Annotated in this window: 15 protein-coding genes; 5 read left to right on the top strand and 10 right to left on the bottom strand. The window is 73.5% G+C overall.

The window, feature by feature from the left end; genetic code table 11:
- Positions 1-96: 96 nt before the first annotated feature.
- Complete coding sequence (locus ACZ7J0_RS13170; protein WP_470887304.1) at positions 97-2,154, top strand: PhoX family protein; 2,058 nt, start codon at positions 97-99, stop codon at positions 2,152-2,154.
- Between the two features lie 90 nt (positions 2,155-2,244).
- On the opposite strand, the gene ACZ7J0_RS13165 is transcribed toward ACZ7J0_RS13170, so the two are convergent.
- From ACZ7J0_RS13165 to ACZ7J0_RS13130, 8 genes are all read right to left on the bottom strand, one after another.
- Positions 2,245-3,213 carry a hypothetical protein gene (locus tag ACZ7J0_RS13165; RefSeq protein ID WP_470886812.1) on the bottom strand — a complete coding sequence of 323 codons (969 nt, stop codon included), beginning with the start codon at positions 3,211-3,213 and terminating at the stop codon, positions 2,245-2,247.
- A gap of 19 nt (positions 3,214-3,232) precedes the next feature.
- Positions 3,233-4,720 carry an APC family permease gene (locus ACZ7J0_RS13160; protein WP_470886810.1) on the bottom strand — a complete coding sequence of 496 codons (1,488 nt, stop codon included), beginning with the start codon at positions 4,718-4,720 and terminating at the stop codon, positions 3,233-3,235.
- Between the two features lie 184 nt (positions 4,721-4,904).
- The gene (locus ACZ7J0_RS13155; RefSeq protein ID WP_470886808.1) at positions 4,905-6,875 is read right to left on the bottom strand and encodes an FUSC family protein; all 1,971 of its coding nucleotides are present in this window, start codon (positions 6,873-6,875) and stop codon (positions 4,905-4,907) included.
- A 64-nt stretch (positions 6,876-6,939) separates the two neighbouring features.
- Positions 6,940-7,176 carry a DUF2630 family protein gene (locus ACZ7J0_RS13150; protein WP_470886806.1) on the bottom strand — a complete coding sequence of 79 codons (237 nt, stop codon included), beginning with the start codon at positions 7,174-7,176 and terminating at the stop codon, positions 6,940-6,942.
- A 103-nt stretch (positions 7,177-7,279) separates the two neighbouring features.
- A complete protein-coding gene (locus ACZ7J0_RS13145; RefSeq protein ID WP_470886804.1) occupies positions 7,280-8,263 on the bottom strand; it encodes an endonuclease/exonuclease/phosphatase family protein in 984 nt (327 codons plus the stop codon).
- 276 nt (positions 8,264-8,539) lie between these two features.
- Entirely contained in the window at positions 8,540-8,968 is a 429-nt protein-coding gene (locus ACZ7J0_RS13140; RefSeq protein WP_470886802.1) for a hypothetical protein, read from the bottom strand.
- A 123-nt stretch (positions 8,969-9,091) separates the two neighbouring features.
- Complete coding sequence (locus ACZ7J0_RS13135; RefSeq protein ID WP_470886800.1) at positions 9,092-9,523, bottom strand: DUF7144 family membrane protein; 432 nt, start codon at positions 9,521-9,523, stop codon at positions 9,092-9,094.
- A 37-nt stretch (positions 9,524-9,560) separates the two neighbouring features.
- On the bottom strand, positions 9,561-10,388 hold the full coding sequence (locus ACZ7J0_RS13130) for an alpha/beta fold hydrolase (protein ID WP_470886798.1): 828 nt from the start codon (positions 10,386-10,388) through the stop codon (positions 9,561-9,563).
- Positions 10,389-10,481: 93 nt separating this feature from the next.
- Here ACZ7J0_RS13130 and ACZ7J0_RS13125 point away from each other — a divergent pair, with 93 nt between their 5' ends.
- The 4 genes from ACZ7J0_RS13125 (at position 10,482) to ACZ7J0_RS13110 (ending at position 13,330) form a co-directional block, all read left to right on the top strand.
- Positions 10,482-11,810, top strand: coding sequence for an aminotransferase-like domain-containing protein (locus tag ACZ7J0_RS13125; RefSeq protein WP_470886796.1), 1,329 nt, complete (start codon positions 10,482-10,484; stop codon positions 11,808-11,810).
- A gap of 17 nt (positions 11,811-11,827) precedes the next feature.
- Positions 11,828-12,301, top strand: a complete 474-nt coding sequence (locus ACZ7J0_RS13120) for an RrF2 family transcriptional regulator (RefSeq protein WP_470886794.1) — start codon at positions 11,828-11,830, stop codon at positions 12,299-12,301.
- Between the two features lie 143 nt (positions 12,302-12,444).
- Entirely contained in the window at positions 12,445-12,858 is a 414-nt protein-coding gene (locus tag ACZ7J0_RS13115) for a RidA family protein (RefSeq protein ID WP_470886792.1), read from the top strand.
- A gap of 76 nt (positions 12,859-12,934) precedes the next feature.
- On the top strand, positions 12,935-13,330 hold the full coding sequence (locus ACZ7J0_RS13110; RefSeq protein WP_470886790.1) for a hypothetical protein: 396 nt from the start codon (positions 12,935-12,937) through the stop codon (positions 13,328-13,330).
- A 241-nt stretch (positions 13,331-13,571) separates the two neighbouring features.
- Here the strand turns inward: ACZ7J0_RS13110 and ACZ7J0_RS13105 are convergent, their stop codons facing one another.
- Both ACZ7J0_RS13105 and ACZ7J0_RS13100 read right to left on the bottom strand, forming a co-directional pair.
- A complete protein-coding gene (locus ACZ7J0_RS13105) occupies positions 13,572-14,204 on the bottom strand; it encodes an FMN reductase (RefSeq protein ID WP_470886788.1) in 633 nt (210 codons plus the stop codon).
- 5 nt (positions 14,205-14,209) lie between these two features.
- The coding region (locus tag ACZ7J0_RS13100) for an LLM class flavin-dependent oxidoreductase (RefSeq protein ID WP_470886786.1) at positions 14,210-14,908 on the bottom strand (699 nt) is incomplete at its 5' end.

Genomic DNA, 14,908 nt, shown 5'->3' with positions numbered 1-14,908 from the left:
CGCCGTGCATATGAGCGCACATAACGTCACCGCCGGACGGAACACCGACACCATGTCGGCACCATGTCGGCGCGGATCGCGCCGGAGGAGGACCACGTGCGCCATCTGCTGCCGCTGCTGAGCACCCACTCCCACGCGGGTGGGCGATCCGCTCTGACCTGCCGTTTCCGCTGCGGCGACGCATGTTTCCAGGAGGTGCCCAACACCAGTGACAACGAGTACGTCGGCGATGTCATAGCCGGCGCCTACTCGCGTCGCTCGCTGATGCGCGCCGCCGCCGTGGTCACCGTCGCGGCCGCCGCCGGCGGCGCGGTCGTCGGCGCGGGTGGCACCCCCGCGGTCGCCGCCCCGGCCGAGGACCGCCGCGGTGGCAGGCCCGGGAAGGACGGGGCCCGCGGTCTGCGCTTCGCGCCCGTCGCCCCCAACCGGGACGACAAGGTCACCGTCCCCGAGGGCTACGCCCAGAACGTCGTCATCCGCTGGGGCGAGCCGATCCTCCGCGGCGCCCCCGCCTTCGACCCCGACAAGCAGACGGCGAAGGCCCAGGCCGGTCAGTTCGGCTACAACAACGACTTCCTCTCGCTGCTCCCGCTGCGCGGTGAGCACGGCCGCCAGGTCCTCGTCGCGAACCACGAGTACACCGACGAAATCCTGATGTTCAAGGGCTACGACGCCGCGAACCCGACCCGCGAGCAGGTCGAGACCGCCTGGGCCGCGCACGGTCTGTCGGTCGTCGTCGTCCAGGAGGAGCACCGCACCGGCAAGCTCACCGCCGTCACGCGGCACCCGATCAACCGCCGTCTCACCGCGACCAGCGAGTTCCGGCTCACCGGCCCCGCCGCCGGGTCGCCGCTGCTGCGGACCTCGGCCGACGCGTCGGGTACGAAGGTGCTCGGCACGCTCAACAACTGCGCCGGCGGCACCACCCCGTGGGGGACGACGCTGCACGGCGAGGAGAACTTCAACCAGTACTTCGCCAACGGATCCAGTGCCACGGACAAGCGCTACGGCGTCGGCGCCGGCGCCAGCGAGCGCAAGTGGGAGCGGTTCGACAAGCGCTTCGACCTGGCTCAGGAGCCCAACGAGGTGCACCGCTTCGGCTGGGTCGTCGAGCTCGACCCGTACGACCCGGACTCCACGCCGCGCAAGCGCACCGCGCTCGGCCGCTTCAAGCACGAGGCCGCGCAGCCGCGACTCACCGAGGACGGCCGTCCCGTCGTCTACATGGGTGACGACGAGCGCTTCGACTACTTCTACAAGTTCGTCTCGTCGAAGCGGATGAAGAAGGGGAACTCCCGGGCCGCCCGCGAGCACAACCTCACGCTGCTCGACGAGGGCACCCTCTACGTCGCCAAGCTCACCGGCGACAGCCCGGCCGCCGAGATCGACGGCACGGGCAAGCTCCCGAACGACGGCGAGTTCGACGGCAGCGGCCAGTGGATCCCGCTCGCCACCGGCGACGTCTCGCACGTCCCCGGAATGACCGCCGAGGAGGTGTACGTCTTCACCCGCCTCGCCGGTGACAAGGTCGGCGCCACTAAGATGGACCGCCCCGAGGACGTCGAGCCGTCGCCGCGCACCGGCCGCGTCTATGTCGCGCTCACCAACAACAAGGACCGCGGCGCCGCCGGCAAGGCCCCCACCGACGAGGCCAACCCGCGCAACGCCAACAAGCACGGCCAGATCCTGGAGCTCGCCGAGCACTGGGACGATCCGGCGAGTGACGGTTTCGCCTGGCGTCTGTTCCTGGTCGCGGGCGACCCGAACGACCCGGCGACGTACTTCGCGGGCTTCCCCAAGGAGAAGGTCAGCCCCATCTCCTGCCCGGACAACGTCGCCTTCGACCCGTACGGCAACCTGTGGATCTCCACCGACGGCAACCAGCTCGGCTCGCACGACGGCCTGTTCGCCGTCGCCACCCACGGAGAGCGGCGCGGTGAGCTGAAGCAGTTCCTCACCGTCCCGGCCGGTGCCGAGACCTGCGGCCCGATCGTCCAGGACCGCCGTGTCCTGGTGGCCGTCCAGCACCCCGGCGAGGTCGACGGCGCGTCCGTCGAGCAGCCCGCGTCGGTGTGGCCGGACGGGCCGGGCCGGATCGTCCGCCCCTCGGTGGTCGCCGTCTGGCGCGCGGACGGCAACGGCATCGGCGTCTGACCCGACGTCCGAGCCCGCGTCCGCTCCCGCGGGGACGGGCCCGGCCGGTGTGCCACGACCGGCCGGGCCCGTCGCCCCGCACGCCCTCCGTCAGACCACGCCCACGCTCTCCCGGAAACGGGTGAACTGCTCCCGGGGCTCGCCCGTGTACGCCCACGGCACCGGTGCCGCCCGCGCCCCGAGGAGCCCGAACACTCCCCGGGCGATCTCCCGCTCGTTCGCGTAACAAGCGGCGTGCGCGAGATAGTTGAGATCGGCGACCTCCTCTGGCGCGACCGGTCCCGGCGCGCGGCCGCCGATCCAGCGCTCCCAGGTCCGCCGGATGTCCGTCACCGCCAGCTCGTGCTTCCAGTGCTGGTCGAAGCCGCGCACCGGAGCGCGGCCCCTGGATCCCTCGGCGATGTAGCGGTACTCCTCGACCCGCGCGACCTGCACCAGAACCGGCAGCGGCGACCCGGGAGGCGCCACCCCGGCGGCGTCGCGCGCGAAGTCGTACATGGCGCCGTGCGTGCCGTGCCACCGGGCCGACCAGTAGCGCAGCAGCTGCGCGTGGCCTTCGGTGTTGTACGGGTCGCGGCGTCGCAATTCGTCCCACCAGCGGCGCAGTTCGTGCCGCCCGACGCCGCCCTCGTACAGCCGGGCCACCGTCAGCAGCGACACCCAGGGCATGGGGTCCGTGGGCCGTGCGTCGGCCGCGCCGAGGCACGCCATCACGGCGGCGTCGAGCCGCGCGCGCTCCACGCAGGTGCCCCGGCCCACCGCGATGGCCTCGTTGAAGACCCGGACGACATCGGTGGCGGCCCGCAGCACGGCCGCGTCGGGGTTGTCGGGTTCGGCCGCCCGCCATGCCTCGACGGTGGAGCTGCCCGCCGCGGCGTGGGAGAGCAGCCGCAGCCGGTGGGTGCGGCGCGGCCAGTGGTCGCCCGTGGCGCGCAGCAGATCGCGGACACCCTGCCAGCGGCCGATGACGATGTCGTGCCGAGCCTCGGTGAGCGGGCGGTCGCCGAAGTCGGGGTCGAAGTCCGGTACGAAGCGTGCGGGGCGGCGGCGAGAGGCCATCCAGGTTCCTCCCTCGGTGTCAGAAGTCGGTGGCCAGGGCCTCGCCGGTGCGACTGCCACCGCCGCGGCCCGAAGGGTTGTACGGCTCCGCGGCCGCCAGTGCTCGCACCGCGTCGAGTTTCGCGGGGCGGTAGTAGGCGCTGCCCCCGCGCCAGTACCAGAGCATCGGCGCCACCCCGGCCACGAGCCCGCCGAGCCCGATCGCGACGGAGGCGGTCGACAGCTCGGCCAGCGACTCGACGAACACCCACAACATGAACGCGGACCCGAGCAGCGGCCAGGCGCCGCCGAGCAGGAAGTTCCGTACGGACGTCAGGAGCATCGACCTGTAGGCGACGACCGCGGCGATGCCGGCGAGACCGTAGTAGAACGCGATCAGCAGGCCGATGGCACTGACCGCGGCGCTGAGGATGTCGCCCACCGAGCCGAGGGCGGTCGCCGCGACGAACATCAGGGCGGCGGCCCCGCCGACCACGACGATCGCCACCCAGGGGGTGTTCCAGCGGCGGTGGACGGTGCCGAGCGCGGCGGGCAGGGTGCGGTCGCGCCCCATGGCGAAGAGCGAGCGGGTCACCTGGATGAGCGTGGTCTCCAGGGTGGCGACCGTGGACAGCATGACGGCCGCGACGAGGAGCTTCCCGCCGACACCGGGCCAGATCTCCTGTCCGAGGGCGGCGAGCACTCCGGCGCCGCTCTCCTCGATCCGACGCGAGGTCAGCAGGACGTTGACCGCGATGGTGAACGCCTCGAAGAGCAGGAAGACCACGCCGACGCCGACGAGCGCCGCGAGCCCGGCGGTGCGGCGGCTGTCGCGTGTCTCCTCGCTGAGATTGCTGGTGACGTCCCAGCCCCAGTAGTAGAACGCGGCGATCAGCGCCCCGGAGGCGAAGCCGCCCGCCCCCTCGAAGTGGCCGAAACCGAGCCACGACCAGTCGAAGGCCTGGGCGCTGCCCCGGTGGAGGAGCGCGGCGATGATGAACGCCAGCAGGATGACCAGCTCCACGCCGGACATGAGCAGCTGCGCGCGCACGGTGAGCCGGGCGCCGCCGAGGACGACCAGCAGCATCATCAGGAACCAGCCCGCGCCGACCGCCGCGGAGAGACCGGTGTGCTCGGCCAGTGCGGGATCGAAGAGGGCGAGGGTCATCGCACCGGCCGGCAGCGAACCGGCGACCATGAAGAGCGTCGCGGAGACGACGAGGGCCCAGCCGGAGAGGAACCCCAGGAACGGGTGGAGCGTGCGGCCGACCCAGGAGTATCCGGCGCCCGCGTTGACGTCGATCCGGCCGAGGCGGCTGTAGGCGAGGACGATGCCGAGCATCGGGATCGCGCAGTAGAGGAGCGCGGCCGGCCCGGCGAATCCGACCGCGCCGAAGAGGACAGCGGTGGTGGCGGCGAGGGAGTATGCGGGGGCGCTGCCCGCGACCGCCATGACGATGGTGTCGAACGTACCGAGGACGTTGGGCTGTAGCCCTCTGCCAGTGTCTCTGCCGGTGTTCTTGCGCATGGCGAATGTCCTTGTGTGGCACGGCATGTGGCGGTAAGTCAGGACGAAGAGGGCGCACGGTCGGACCGGTGGGGCGCCGGGCGCGTGTGGGGTGAATCGTGCGCATCGTAGTCGCCCGGGTGGAATGCGGTGACGGCGGTGTGGAGGATTCCGCTTTCCTGGGACGTCTCGGCCGGGCGGGCGGCTATCCCGCCACCGGGTCGGGTGCGGCGATCGCCCGCGCCGCCCGTACCTCCCGGCGCAGCGGGGCGAGGACGCCCTCGTCGTCGCCCTCCAGCTCGGCCCGTACCCCGACCAGGACGTCGCTCGTCCGCAGGCCGTCCGCCAGAGCGCGCAACTGGTCGGTGACGTCGGTGACTTCGACCGGCGCGGGCGGCGGCGCCCCGTGGTCCACGCGGACCCGCGCGGCCGTCGTCGCGTCCACGATCCGTTCGACGGCGACGACCAGGGGCCACCAGGCGGCGGCGCGCGGACCGGTCGGCGGCGGTTCCGTCAGCGCCCGCTGGAACTCGGAGCGTACGACGGACAGGTCCCGGTAGAGCCGCCGCCGGGCACGCACGCGCTCGGCGCGGTCGGGTTCGGGGGTGGCGGGCCCGAACGCGCGGGACACGTACGAGGCGGTGTCGGCGACGGCGTCGGCGAGCCGGTCGCCGATCCGGGTCCGCCAGCTCTCCGGCCACAGCAGATATCCGGCGACCAGCGCGATCCCGCAGCCGATGAGGGAGTCCCAGAAGCGCGGCAGCACCAGGCCGAAGCCCTGCCGGTTCAGCAGGTCGGACAGGAGCAGGATCACCGGGGTGATCGCAGCGGTCTGGAAGGCGTATCCCTTGGCCGAGAACGCCGGGATCAGCGCGGCGAGGACCACCATCACCGGCACGTCCCACCACCCCCGGGGCACCTCGGCGAGCACGGCCGCCGCGACGACCAGACCGGCCGCCGTGCCGAAGGCCCGCATGACCGCGCGTGAGAAGACCGACCCGAAGTCGGGCTTGAGGACGAACGTGACGGTCAGGGCGACCCAGTACGAACGCGGGACGTCGATCAGCGACACCAGCGACTGGGCGAGACCGATGCACAGGGCGAGCCGCAGTCCGTACCGCCACGAGGCCCCCGACAGCAGCGCCCCGCGCACGGCCCGCCGGATCCGGACCCGCAGCGCCGCGGGCCGGCCGAGCCGGTCGTCGACGTTGTAGGCGTCGGGCTCGGCCGCGTGCACCACCGTGGCCGCGTGCCGCAGGGCGTGGTCGACGGCCCGCTCGGCCGGCGTGGCCGGCGGCGGCAGGTCGAGCGCGGGCATCCCCGTGCGGCCCTCCTCGACGGCGTCGGCCAGCTCCCGTACGGCCGCCGGGATCGCCTCCGGCAGCGGCCCCAGCCTCCTGGCCCGCTGTTGCGCGGCGGGGGCGGCCTCGACCAGCGGGATGACCACATTGAGCTGGGCGAGCAGCCGGACCAGGACCGGGGCACGGCCGTGCTCGCGGGCCCGGCGGCCGAGGACCAGGTCGTAGGACTGGTTGAGGGACTGGGTGACGGCCTGGCGTCTCTCCTCGTAGGCGTCGGTGCCCGCGGCGGCGAGGAGCTCGGCGACGGACCGGTAGGTGGCGGCGACGGCGGCCCGTTCGGGCACCCCGCCGCGCAGCGGCCAGCCGAGCAGGGTCAGCGCGAGCACGACCGCCCCGCCGAGGGTGAGCAGCAGCGGCGCCTGCCACCAGGGGCCCGGGAGGGGGAGCCCGGCACCCACGACGGTGTTGAGGAGCAGAAGCAGACCGGATACGGAGGCGATGGCGCCGATCGACGAGATCATCCCGGAGACCAGCGCGACCAGGGTGAGCGCCGCGACCGCGAACCATCCCTCGCCGTACACCAGCGAGCCGAGCAGGATGCCGCCCGCGCCGAAGAGCTGGGGGACGGCGATGTTCAGGAAGCGCATCCGGTAGGCGTCGGCGGTGTCACCGATGACCCCGGAGAGGGCGCCCATGGAGACGAGGGCGCCGTAGGAGGGCCGGCCCGCCGCCAGACCGACGGCGAGCGGGGCGGAGAGGGCGACCGAGGCCCGGGCGACGGCGGCCCAGGGGACGGGCGCGGGCTGGGGCCGCAGGCCCTGGACCAGCCACTGGGGCGGGGAGAGCCGTGCGGTCCGTGTCCTTGCCGTCGTCACGTGAGGCCTCGCAGGGGCGGGCGGCGGCCGGGGGCCCGGCCCGGGCTCAGCTCTCGTACCCCTCTCAGCTCTCGTACCCCTCGACCTCCGCGGCCGGGCGGACCGCCGCCGAGTTCGGGTCGTCGCCGTACTCGGCCTTCGCACGCCGCTGGCGCAGCAGGTCCCAGCACTGGTCGAGCTGTACCTCGATCCCCGCCAGACGCGCCTGCTCCTCCTCCGAGAGCCCACCGACCCGGTCGCGCAGGGCGCGTTCCTCGGAGACGAGGTCGCCGATGGTGCCCAGGATCTGTTCGTTGTCCATGCCCTCCAGCGTGGCGCGTCAGCCGCCGGCCTGCAGGTCGAGGCATGCCGGCGGGGTCCGGTGGTCGCGGGGCGGCGTCCGGGAGGCGGGCGCCGGTGGCGCGTCAGCCGCCGGCGTGCAGGTCGAGGTCGGCCAGCAGGGCCCGGTGGTCGGTCGGCCCGACGTCCAGGAAACGGACGCCGCGTACCGAGAAGTCGTCACTGACCAGCACATGGTCGATCTGGGCGAACGGGGGGAGCGGGCCGCCGCGCGGCCAGGTCGGGGTGCGGGGGGCGCCCGCGACCCGGGCGCTGTCGTGCAGCCGCCCGGCGTCGAGCACCTGGCGGAAGGCGGCGTGGTCCGCGGAGGCGTTGAAGTCCCCGGCGAGGAGGGTGGGCCGGCCCCGGTGTTCCGCCGCGAAGGTCCGCAGCCGGCCCAGCTCCTTCTGCCACAGCGCGGTCCGGCCGGGCAGCGGCGGCATCGGATGCGCGAGCTGGAGGCGTACGTCCCTGCCGCCGACCCGTGCGGTGGCGCCGGGCATCCCCATGACGCCGGGGACCGCGGGCTCCTCAGCCAGCGGGTGGACGCTCAGGATCACCGACCCGGCGGACCCGTCCGCGGCGACCTGGGCCCGGTACGGATAGGCGGTGCGCAGCGCCGCGTCCAGGGCGGCCGCGCAGGGGCGGTCGCACTCCGACACGAACACGACACCGGGGTGCTCCCGCCGGATCACCTCGATCAACTCGGGGGCGGCCCGCCCGAACTCCACATTGGAGGCAAGCACCCGCAGCTTCGCCACGACCGGGCCCTCGGCGTCGGTGGAGCTCGGCCCGTACGGCTGGACGAACCATCCACCGACGGCGAGGACGGCGAGCGAGAGCAGCGCGAGGAGAGCGCGCCTCCCGGCCAGCGCCAGCAGCAGCGCGAGGCCGGCCGGGACGGTCAGCCACGGCAGGAACGCGAGCAGCTGCGGCACGGGCGTGATCCCGTCGGTGCCGGCCAGCCGGCATCCGACGACGACGGCGGGCCCGGCCAGCAGCAGGGCGGCGGCCCAGGCGGTCGCCCGCGAGGAGTGCTTCACGCTTTGCAAGGACGTCACGCTCTTCAAGGACGGTGTGGCGCGATCCGGGGTTGCGCGGGGGCGACGCCCGCGCCCTGCGCGCCGCGCGGGCGCCGGCCCGTGGCCGGATGCGCTTCTCGGTGGCCTGCGCGTCGCGCGGCAGGCCCGGGCCAGGTGCGCGTCGGCGGGCCCGTGGCCTGCCCGGGGTTCTGCGCCGGGCGGGCTCCGGCCCTTGGGCCGCCCGCACCGTGGCCGGGTGCGCCGTGGGTGGCCCGGCACCGGTCGGATTCCTCGACGGGCTCGGCGGCGAAGCCCCGCCCGCCGTCAGTGCCTCAGCGCCTGACCGATCTCGGCCTTCGTGGCCCCGCTCAGCGAGCGGTGGCTGCGGGCGGTGCCGGTCTTCGAGCCGTTGGCCGGGACGTCGTTCACGTTCAGTACGACGGTGTCGAGCAGATTCCCGCCGCTGTCGCGGAAGTTCACGGCGATCGTGTAGTCGGCGCTCTTGTCCGTGCTGTTGGTGACGGTGACAGGGGCGGTGGCCCGGTCGTCGTCGTCCTTGACCGCTCCCGCCCGCACGTCCCCCTTCCCGTCCACCCCGTCCTTGATCTCGGCCATCCTGGAGGCGGCGTCCGCGGTCGCGGACGCGACGGTCTCCCCGACCCCGGCCCGGTCCTCCTCGGTGCACCCGACGGCCCCGGCGGCCAGGACGAGGACGGCGGTCAGTGGGGCGACGGCGCTGCGGCTGGCTCTCATCCCTCCACGGTGCGGCCGGGGCGGCGCGGGCGCCATCGGTGGGCGGTCGGACGGGTCATCGGTCGTACGCGGCAGGGACCGGCGCCTCGGGTGCCGGTCCCTGCCGCGTGTCCGGACCGAGGGTCAGGCCCTGTGCCGCGTCCCGACCGTCGCCAGGGCCCAGATCACGAAGACGGAGATGGCCATCTCGAACACCGCCCACACCGGGTGGTACGGCAGGAACAGGAAGTGGGCCACGACGTTCAGCGATGCCAGGGCGATGCCCAGGGCCCGGGCCCACTCGGCGCCTTTGAGGATGCCCCAGCCGGCGAACGCGAGGACGACGCCGAGGATCAGGTGGATCCAGCCCCAGGTGGGGAGGTTGAAGGCGAAGACGTAGTCCCCGATGCGCGTGTAGACGTCGTCCTTGGCGATCGCGGCGATGCCCTGGAAGATGTCCAGCAGGCCCGTCACCAGCATCAGGACGCCGGCGAAGAGGGCGCCTCCGGCGGCCCAGCCCTCGTGGGCCGTGTCGGAGGTGCGGGGAGGCCGGGAGGGTGCGGTGTTCTGGCTCATGGAACTCATGGTCGGACGGATCCGCCGCGACGACCTTTCAGCTGGGCCGTTCGGGGGACACGCCCCGCGTAGTGGAGCCCGGGGCGTCGAGCGTGGCCAGGAAGTCGCTCAGGGCCGCGTTGAACTCCTCGGGGCGTTCCAGGTTCGGCATATGGGCCGCGGATTCGATCACGGCGAGCGTCGACTGCGGCAGCGCGGCGTGCATCGCCTCCGCGTCCGCGACCGGTGTGTAGGTGTCGTCGCGGCCGACCGCGACCAGGGACGGGACCGTGACCCGGGTGAGCAGCTCGCGGTAGTCGGGGCGTTCGGCGCGCCCGCGCAGGGCGGCCGCCGCGCCCTCGGGCGGGGTGTTCAGCATCATCCGGTGGACGTGGGGCGCCGCGTGCGTGTTGTACGGGGCGACCATCTTGTCCAGGACCTCGTCCGCGTACCCCTGCATCCCCTCGGCGAGCAGCCGGTCCGCCTGCGCGTTCCGCGCGGTCCTGCCTTCGGGGGTCTCGGCGGCGGGGAAGGTGTCGGCGAGGATCAGGCCCCGGACGCGGCCGGGGTGGGTGCGGTAGCACTCCATGACGATCTGGCCGCCCATGGACAGGCCGCCGAGCACGAAGCGGTCCACGCCCAGGTGGTCGAGGAGGGCCACGATGTCGTCGGCGAACCGGGACAGCCGGGTGAGCCCGGGTGTGACGCCCGAGGCGCCGTAGCCCCGCAGGTCGGGGGCGATCACGCGGTGGGTGGCGGCGAACGCGGCAAGCTGCGGCTGCCACATCGTGCGGTCGAAGGGGTGGCCGTGGACCAGGACCAGCGCGGGGCCGGTGCCTTCGTCCTCATAGCCGACGGGAACTCCGTTGATCTGCGCGGAAGGCATGGTCCGAGGCTAGGCAGCCCGCCTGACTCGGTGCAATAAAATCTTTGCTCTCGGTGCAATGCCGTCGGGGCGCGGCACGAGCGTGGGGGACGTATGGACTACCGGAGGATCGCTGACCTGATCGCGGCCGACATCGCCGCCGGGCGGCTGCGCGCCGGCGACCGGCTGCCCACCCAGCGTGCCTTCGCCCGCCGCCACCGGATCGCGCCGTCCACGGCGATCCGGGTCTACGGCGAGCTGGTCCGCCGGGGCCTAGTCGTGGGCGAGGTCGGACGCGGCACCTTCGTCCGGGCGGCGCCGCCGCAGCCCGGGCCCGCGCTCGCCGAGGCCTCCGGGGCCGCCCCCGTGGACCTCCAGCTCAACTACCCCGTCGTGCCCGGCCAGTCGGAGCTCATGGGCCGGGCACTCGCCGCCCTGGCGCGCCCGGACGTGCTGACGGAGGCGACCCGCCCGGCGGCCGCGGCCGGTACGCCCGGTGCGCGCGCCGCCGCGGCGGCCGTTCTGGCGAGGGCCGGCTGGGTGCCCGACGCGGACCGGGTGCTCTTCGCGGGCAACGGCCGCCAGGCCATCGCGGCGGCTGTCTCCTCGCTCGTACCGCCGGGTGGCCGACTGGGCGTGGAGGCGCTGACGTATCCGCTGGTCAAAGCGGTCGCGGAGCGGCTCGGCGTACGGCTCGTGCCGCTCGCGGTCGACGACGAGGGAATGCGGCCCGACGCGCTGGCCGCCGCGCACCGGACCGCGCCGCTCGCCGCCGTCTACGTCCAGCCCACCCTGCACAACCCGCTCGCGCTGACGGCGGGGGAGCGCAGGCGCCAGGAGCTCGCGGACGTGCTGCGGGAGTCGGGACTGATCGCGATCGAGGACACCACCTGGGCCTTTCTCGCGCCGGACTCCCCCGCGCCGCTGGCCGCGCACGCTCCGGAGCGCACGATCCTGGTGGACAGCCTCTCCAAGCGGCTGGCCCCCGGTCTGACCGTCGGCTATCTCGTGCCGCCCGCCGCCCACCGGGAGCGCCTCGCCCAGACCCTGCGGTCCGGCGCGTGGACGGCGGCCGGGTTCCCGCTGGCGGCGGCGACGCGCTGGGTGGAGGACGGCACGGTCGCCGAGATCGTCGCCGCCAAGCGCGCGGACGCCGAGGCGCGGCACCACTGGGTGAGCCATCACCTGGGCCGCTTCGACCTCGTCACCGATCCCCGGGCGTACTACTGCTGGTGGCGCCTTCCCGCCCCCTGGCGCGCCGAGACCTTCGTCGCCGCGGCGGCCGCGGAGGGTGTCGCGGTGACCCCGGGCAGCGCGTTCGCCGTGGGCTCCGGGAGCGCCCCGGACGCGGTCCGGATCGGTCTGGCCTCACCGCCGTCCGGGATCCTGGCCGACGCGCTCGGCCGGCTCGCCCTCCTTGCCTCCTCTATTCTGGATGTCTAGTATCCAGAATCATGAGGATGAACGAAGGCGTGGAGTGGGCGCTGCACAGCTGCCTCAACCTGGCCTGGATCGGCGGAGAACGTGCCGTCACCGCTGCCCGCCTCGCGGCGTACCACGATCTCCCCGCCGCGTACCTCAACAAGCAGCTCCAGGCGCTCTCCCGGGCCGGGATCGTCTCCTCGGTCTCCGGCCCCAGGGGTGGATTCCGGCTGGCCAGACCGCTGGACCGGATCACGCTGATGGATGTGGTCGTGGCGATCGAAGGACCGGACGAGGCCTTCCGCTGCACCGAGATCCGGCAGCGCGGACCGGGCGCCGCCCCGGGCGGGCCCGGTGCCACCGAGTGCGCGATCGCCGGGGCGATGGGGCGGGCCGAGCTGGCCTGGCGCCGCGAACTTGCCGGTCAGACGCTCGACACCATCCGGCAGCGGGCGGAAGAGCAGGCGCCGGGAGCACCGGACCGCGTCCGCCGCTGGTTCGCCGCCACCTGACGCTTTCACGGCCGCGGACGGAGGTTCCCGGCACCTCGGGGTGCCCTTTCCGCCGTTCGCCGGCACCTGACGCTTTCACGGCCATGGACGGAAGGCCCCCGGCACCCCGGGTGTCCTTTCCGGCCTCTACGGAAGGACCGCTCATGAGCGACCACCGCACCCTCACCAACCCCGCCGGCCTCCACGACCCGGCCCCCTTCGGCTACAGCCACGCCGCCTCGGCCCCCGGCGAACTCGTCTTCATCGCGGGGCAGTACGCCTCCGACGAAACCGGCCAGGTCGTGTCCGAGGACTTCGCGACGCAGGTCGAGCGGTCCTTCGCCAATCTGCGGACCGCGCTGGAGGCGGTCGGCCTCGGCTTCGAGGACGTCGTACGCCTCGGCTCGTTCATCGTCGACCACGACCTCACGAAGCTGGAGATCCTCGGCAAGGCCCTCCACGCGGCCTGGGGCGAGCGGCTGCCGGCCCAGACCCTGAGCGGGGTGGCCTCGCTCGCCCTGCCCGGAATGCTCTTCGAGATCGACGCCGTCGCCGTACGGCCAGGGGCCCGGGCCTGATCCACTTGCGCCGGCGCCGCCGCCGGGTGTGCCCTTGAGGGAAGTGAGAGTGTCCGAGCGCGAAGGAGCTCCTGCCATGGCCACACAATCGGCGGTGCCCCCGCGGCATCAAGCACGACACCGGGCCCGGCACAGCACACTCGGCTGGGCGCTGCCCCTCACCCTGGGCGTGATCTACGGCCTGTACGCGGCGGCCATCGAGCGCAGCGGTGGGGTCATCACCTGGGGAATCGTTCTTCTCGGCGTGGTCTCGGGCGCGGTGCTGGCCGGGGCCTGCTTCCTCCTGGGCCGTACGCAGAAGTCGCTTCCGCGCGAGCTGAGGGCCGCCGCCTACGCCGCGCTGACCGGCATCGCGGTGGGTTTCCTCTTCAGCCTGTCCAACGGCAGCGTGCTCCAGGGGACGGTGCTGGCGCTCGCGATGGCCGCGGCGATGTTCTGCGCGGCGTTCTACGTCTTCTACACACGCGAGTGACGGGTCCCGGAGCCGGCGCTGAGCCCCTGACCTTGCGCGACGCCTGAACCGAACGCGTACGACGGCCCCCCGCGGGCGGGAACTCCCGCCGGTGGAGGGCCGTCGCCCGTCAGGGCCCGCCCGGCCACCCCGGCGCCCCGACGGCGGCGAGGCGCGGGTCTCTGCAACCGCACGTAGGAGAAGGCGGGAGCGGGGGCGAGCCCGACCGAGGACCGGCCCCGCACCCTTGGCCCGGCGCCGGCTACTTCAGGCGCAGATCCGCCAGCTGCTCGGCGAAGGGGACGACTTCGTCCTCCTCCCGAACCGGAGCCGGACGGGCCTCCATCAGCTCCGCCAGCTCGCCGCCGGCCCGGTCGATCCGGGACGGCAGGCCCGCCGTCCACTCGTCGCCGCCCGAGCCCCAGTCCTCCGACGCCGCGTACACCGCCGTCGGCACGACCAGCGCCCTCAGGTAGGCGAACAGCGGCCGTAGCGCGTGGTCGAGGGCGAGCGAGTGGCGGGCCGTGCCTCCGGTCGCCGCGATCAGGACCGGCTTCCCGCTCAGTGCCTCGGGGTCGATCAGATCGAAGAACGACTTGAAGAGTCCGCTGTAGGAGGCGGTGAAGACGGGCGACACGGCGATCACCCCGTCGGCGCCGGTCACCGCGTCGACGACGGCCCCGAGCTCGGGCGAGGGAAAGCCGGTGACCAGGTTCTTCGCGATGTCGACGGCGTGGTCGCGCAGTTCCACGACCTGGATCTCCACCGGCCGGCCCCGCTCGGCGAGCCGCTCCTCGGCAGCCCTGGTGAGCCGGTCGGCGAGCAGCCGCGTGGACGAGGGCCGGCTCAGACCCGCGGAAATGGCGACCAGCTTCAGCGTGGGCAGCGTGTGCATGGGGTTCAGGCCTCCTGGGTGCGTACGGCGGGGTGGAGCGGCGCGGTCGCGGGCACACCGGCCGGTCGCAGATTGGCGAACTCCTTGCGCAGCACCGGCACGACCTCTTCGCCGAGGATGTCGAGCTGCTCGAGCACGGTCTTCAGGGGGAGCCCCGCGTGGTCGAGCAGGAACAACTGCCGCTGGTAGTCGCCCACATAGTCGCGGAAGGACAGCGTGCGGTCGATGATCTGCTGGGGGGAGCCGACGGTCAGCGGGGTCTGCGAGCTGAACTCCTCCAGGGACGGGCCGTGTCCGTAGACGGGCGCGTTGTCGAAGTAGGGCCGGAACTCCCGTACGGCGTCCTGGGAGTTCTTGCGCATGAAGACCTGGCCGCCCAGGCCGACGACGGCCTGCTCGGGGGTGCCGTGGCCGTAGTGGGCGTAGCGCTGCCGGTAGAGGCGGACCATCTTCTCGGTGTGCTCCTTGGGCCAGAAGATGTGGTTGGCGAAGAAGCCGTCCCCGTAGTACGCGGCCTGTTCGGCGATCTCGGGGGAGCGGATGGAGCCGTGCCAGACGAACGGCGGGACGCCGTCCAGCGGGCGGGGTGTGGAGGTGAAGCCCTGGAGCGCCGTACGGAACTTCCCCTCCCAGTTGACGACGTCCTCGCGCCACAGCCGGTGGAGGAGGGCGTAGTTCTCGATGGCGAGCGGGATGCCCTGGCG

This window comes from Streptomyces sp. NPDC038280 (genome assembly GCF_055600045.1).
Note: the sequence above shows the minus strand (reverse complement) of the source record. Positions and strands in the feature narration are given on the sequence as shown.

Coding starts and splice junctions, on each gene's coding strand:
- ACZ7J0_RS13165 (WP_470886812.1), bottom strand. CDS start 3,213: ATGGCCTCTCGCCGCCGCCCCGCACGCTTCGTACCGGACTTCGACCCC.
- ACZ7J0_RS13160 (WP_470886810.1), bottom strand. CDS start 4,720: ATGCGCAAGAACACCGGCAGAGACACTGGCAGAGGGCTACAGCCCAAC.
- ACZ7J0_RS13150 (WP_470886806.1), bottom strand. CDS start 7,176: ATGGACAACGAACAGATCCTGGGCACCATCGGCGACCTCGTCTCCGAG.
- ACZ7J0_RS13140 (WP_470886802.1), bottom strand. CDS start 8,968: ATGAGAGCCAGCCGCAGCGCCGTCGCCCCACTGACCGCCGTCCTCGTC.
- ACZ7J0_RS13135 (WP_470886800.1), bottom strand. CDS start 9,523: ATGAGCCAGAACACCGCACCCTCCCGGCCTCCCCGCACCTCCGACACG.
- ACZ7J0_RS13130 (WP_470886798.1), bottom strand. CDS start 10,388: ATGCCTTCCGCGCAGATCAACGGAGTTCCCGTCGGCTATGAGGACGAA.
- ACZ7J0_RS13125 (WP_470886796.1), top strand. CDS start 10,482: ATGGACTACCGGAGGATCGCTGACCTGATCGCGGCCGACATCGCCGCC.
- ACZ7J0_RS13120 (WP_470886794.1), top strand. CDS start 11,828: ATGAACGAAGGCGTGGAGTGGGCGCTGCACAGCTGCCTCAACCTGGCC.
- ACZ7J0_RS13115 (WP_470886792.1), top strand. CDS start 12,445: ATGAGCGACCACCGCACCCTCACCAACCCCGCCGGCCTCCACGACCCG.
- ACZ7J0_RS13110 (WP_470886790.1), top strand. CDS start 12,935: ATGGCCACACAATCGGCGGTGCCCCCGCGGCATCAAGCACGACACCGG.
- ACZ7J0_RS13105 (WP_470886788.1), bottom strand. CDS start 14,204: ATGCACACGCTGCCCACGCTGAAGCTGGTCGCCATTTCCGCGGGTCTG.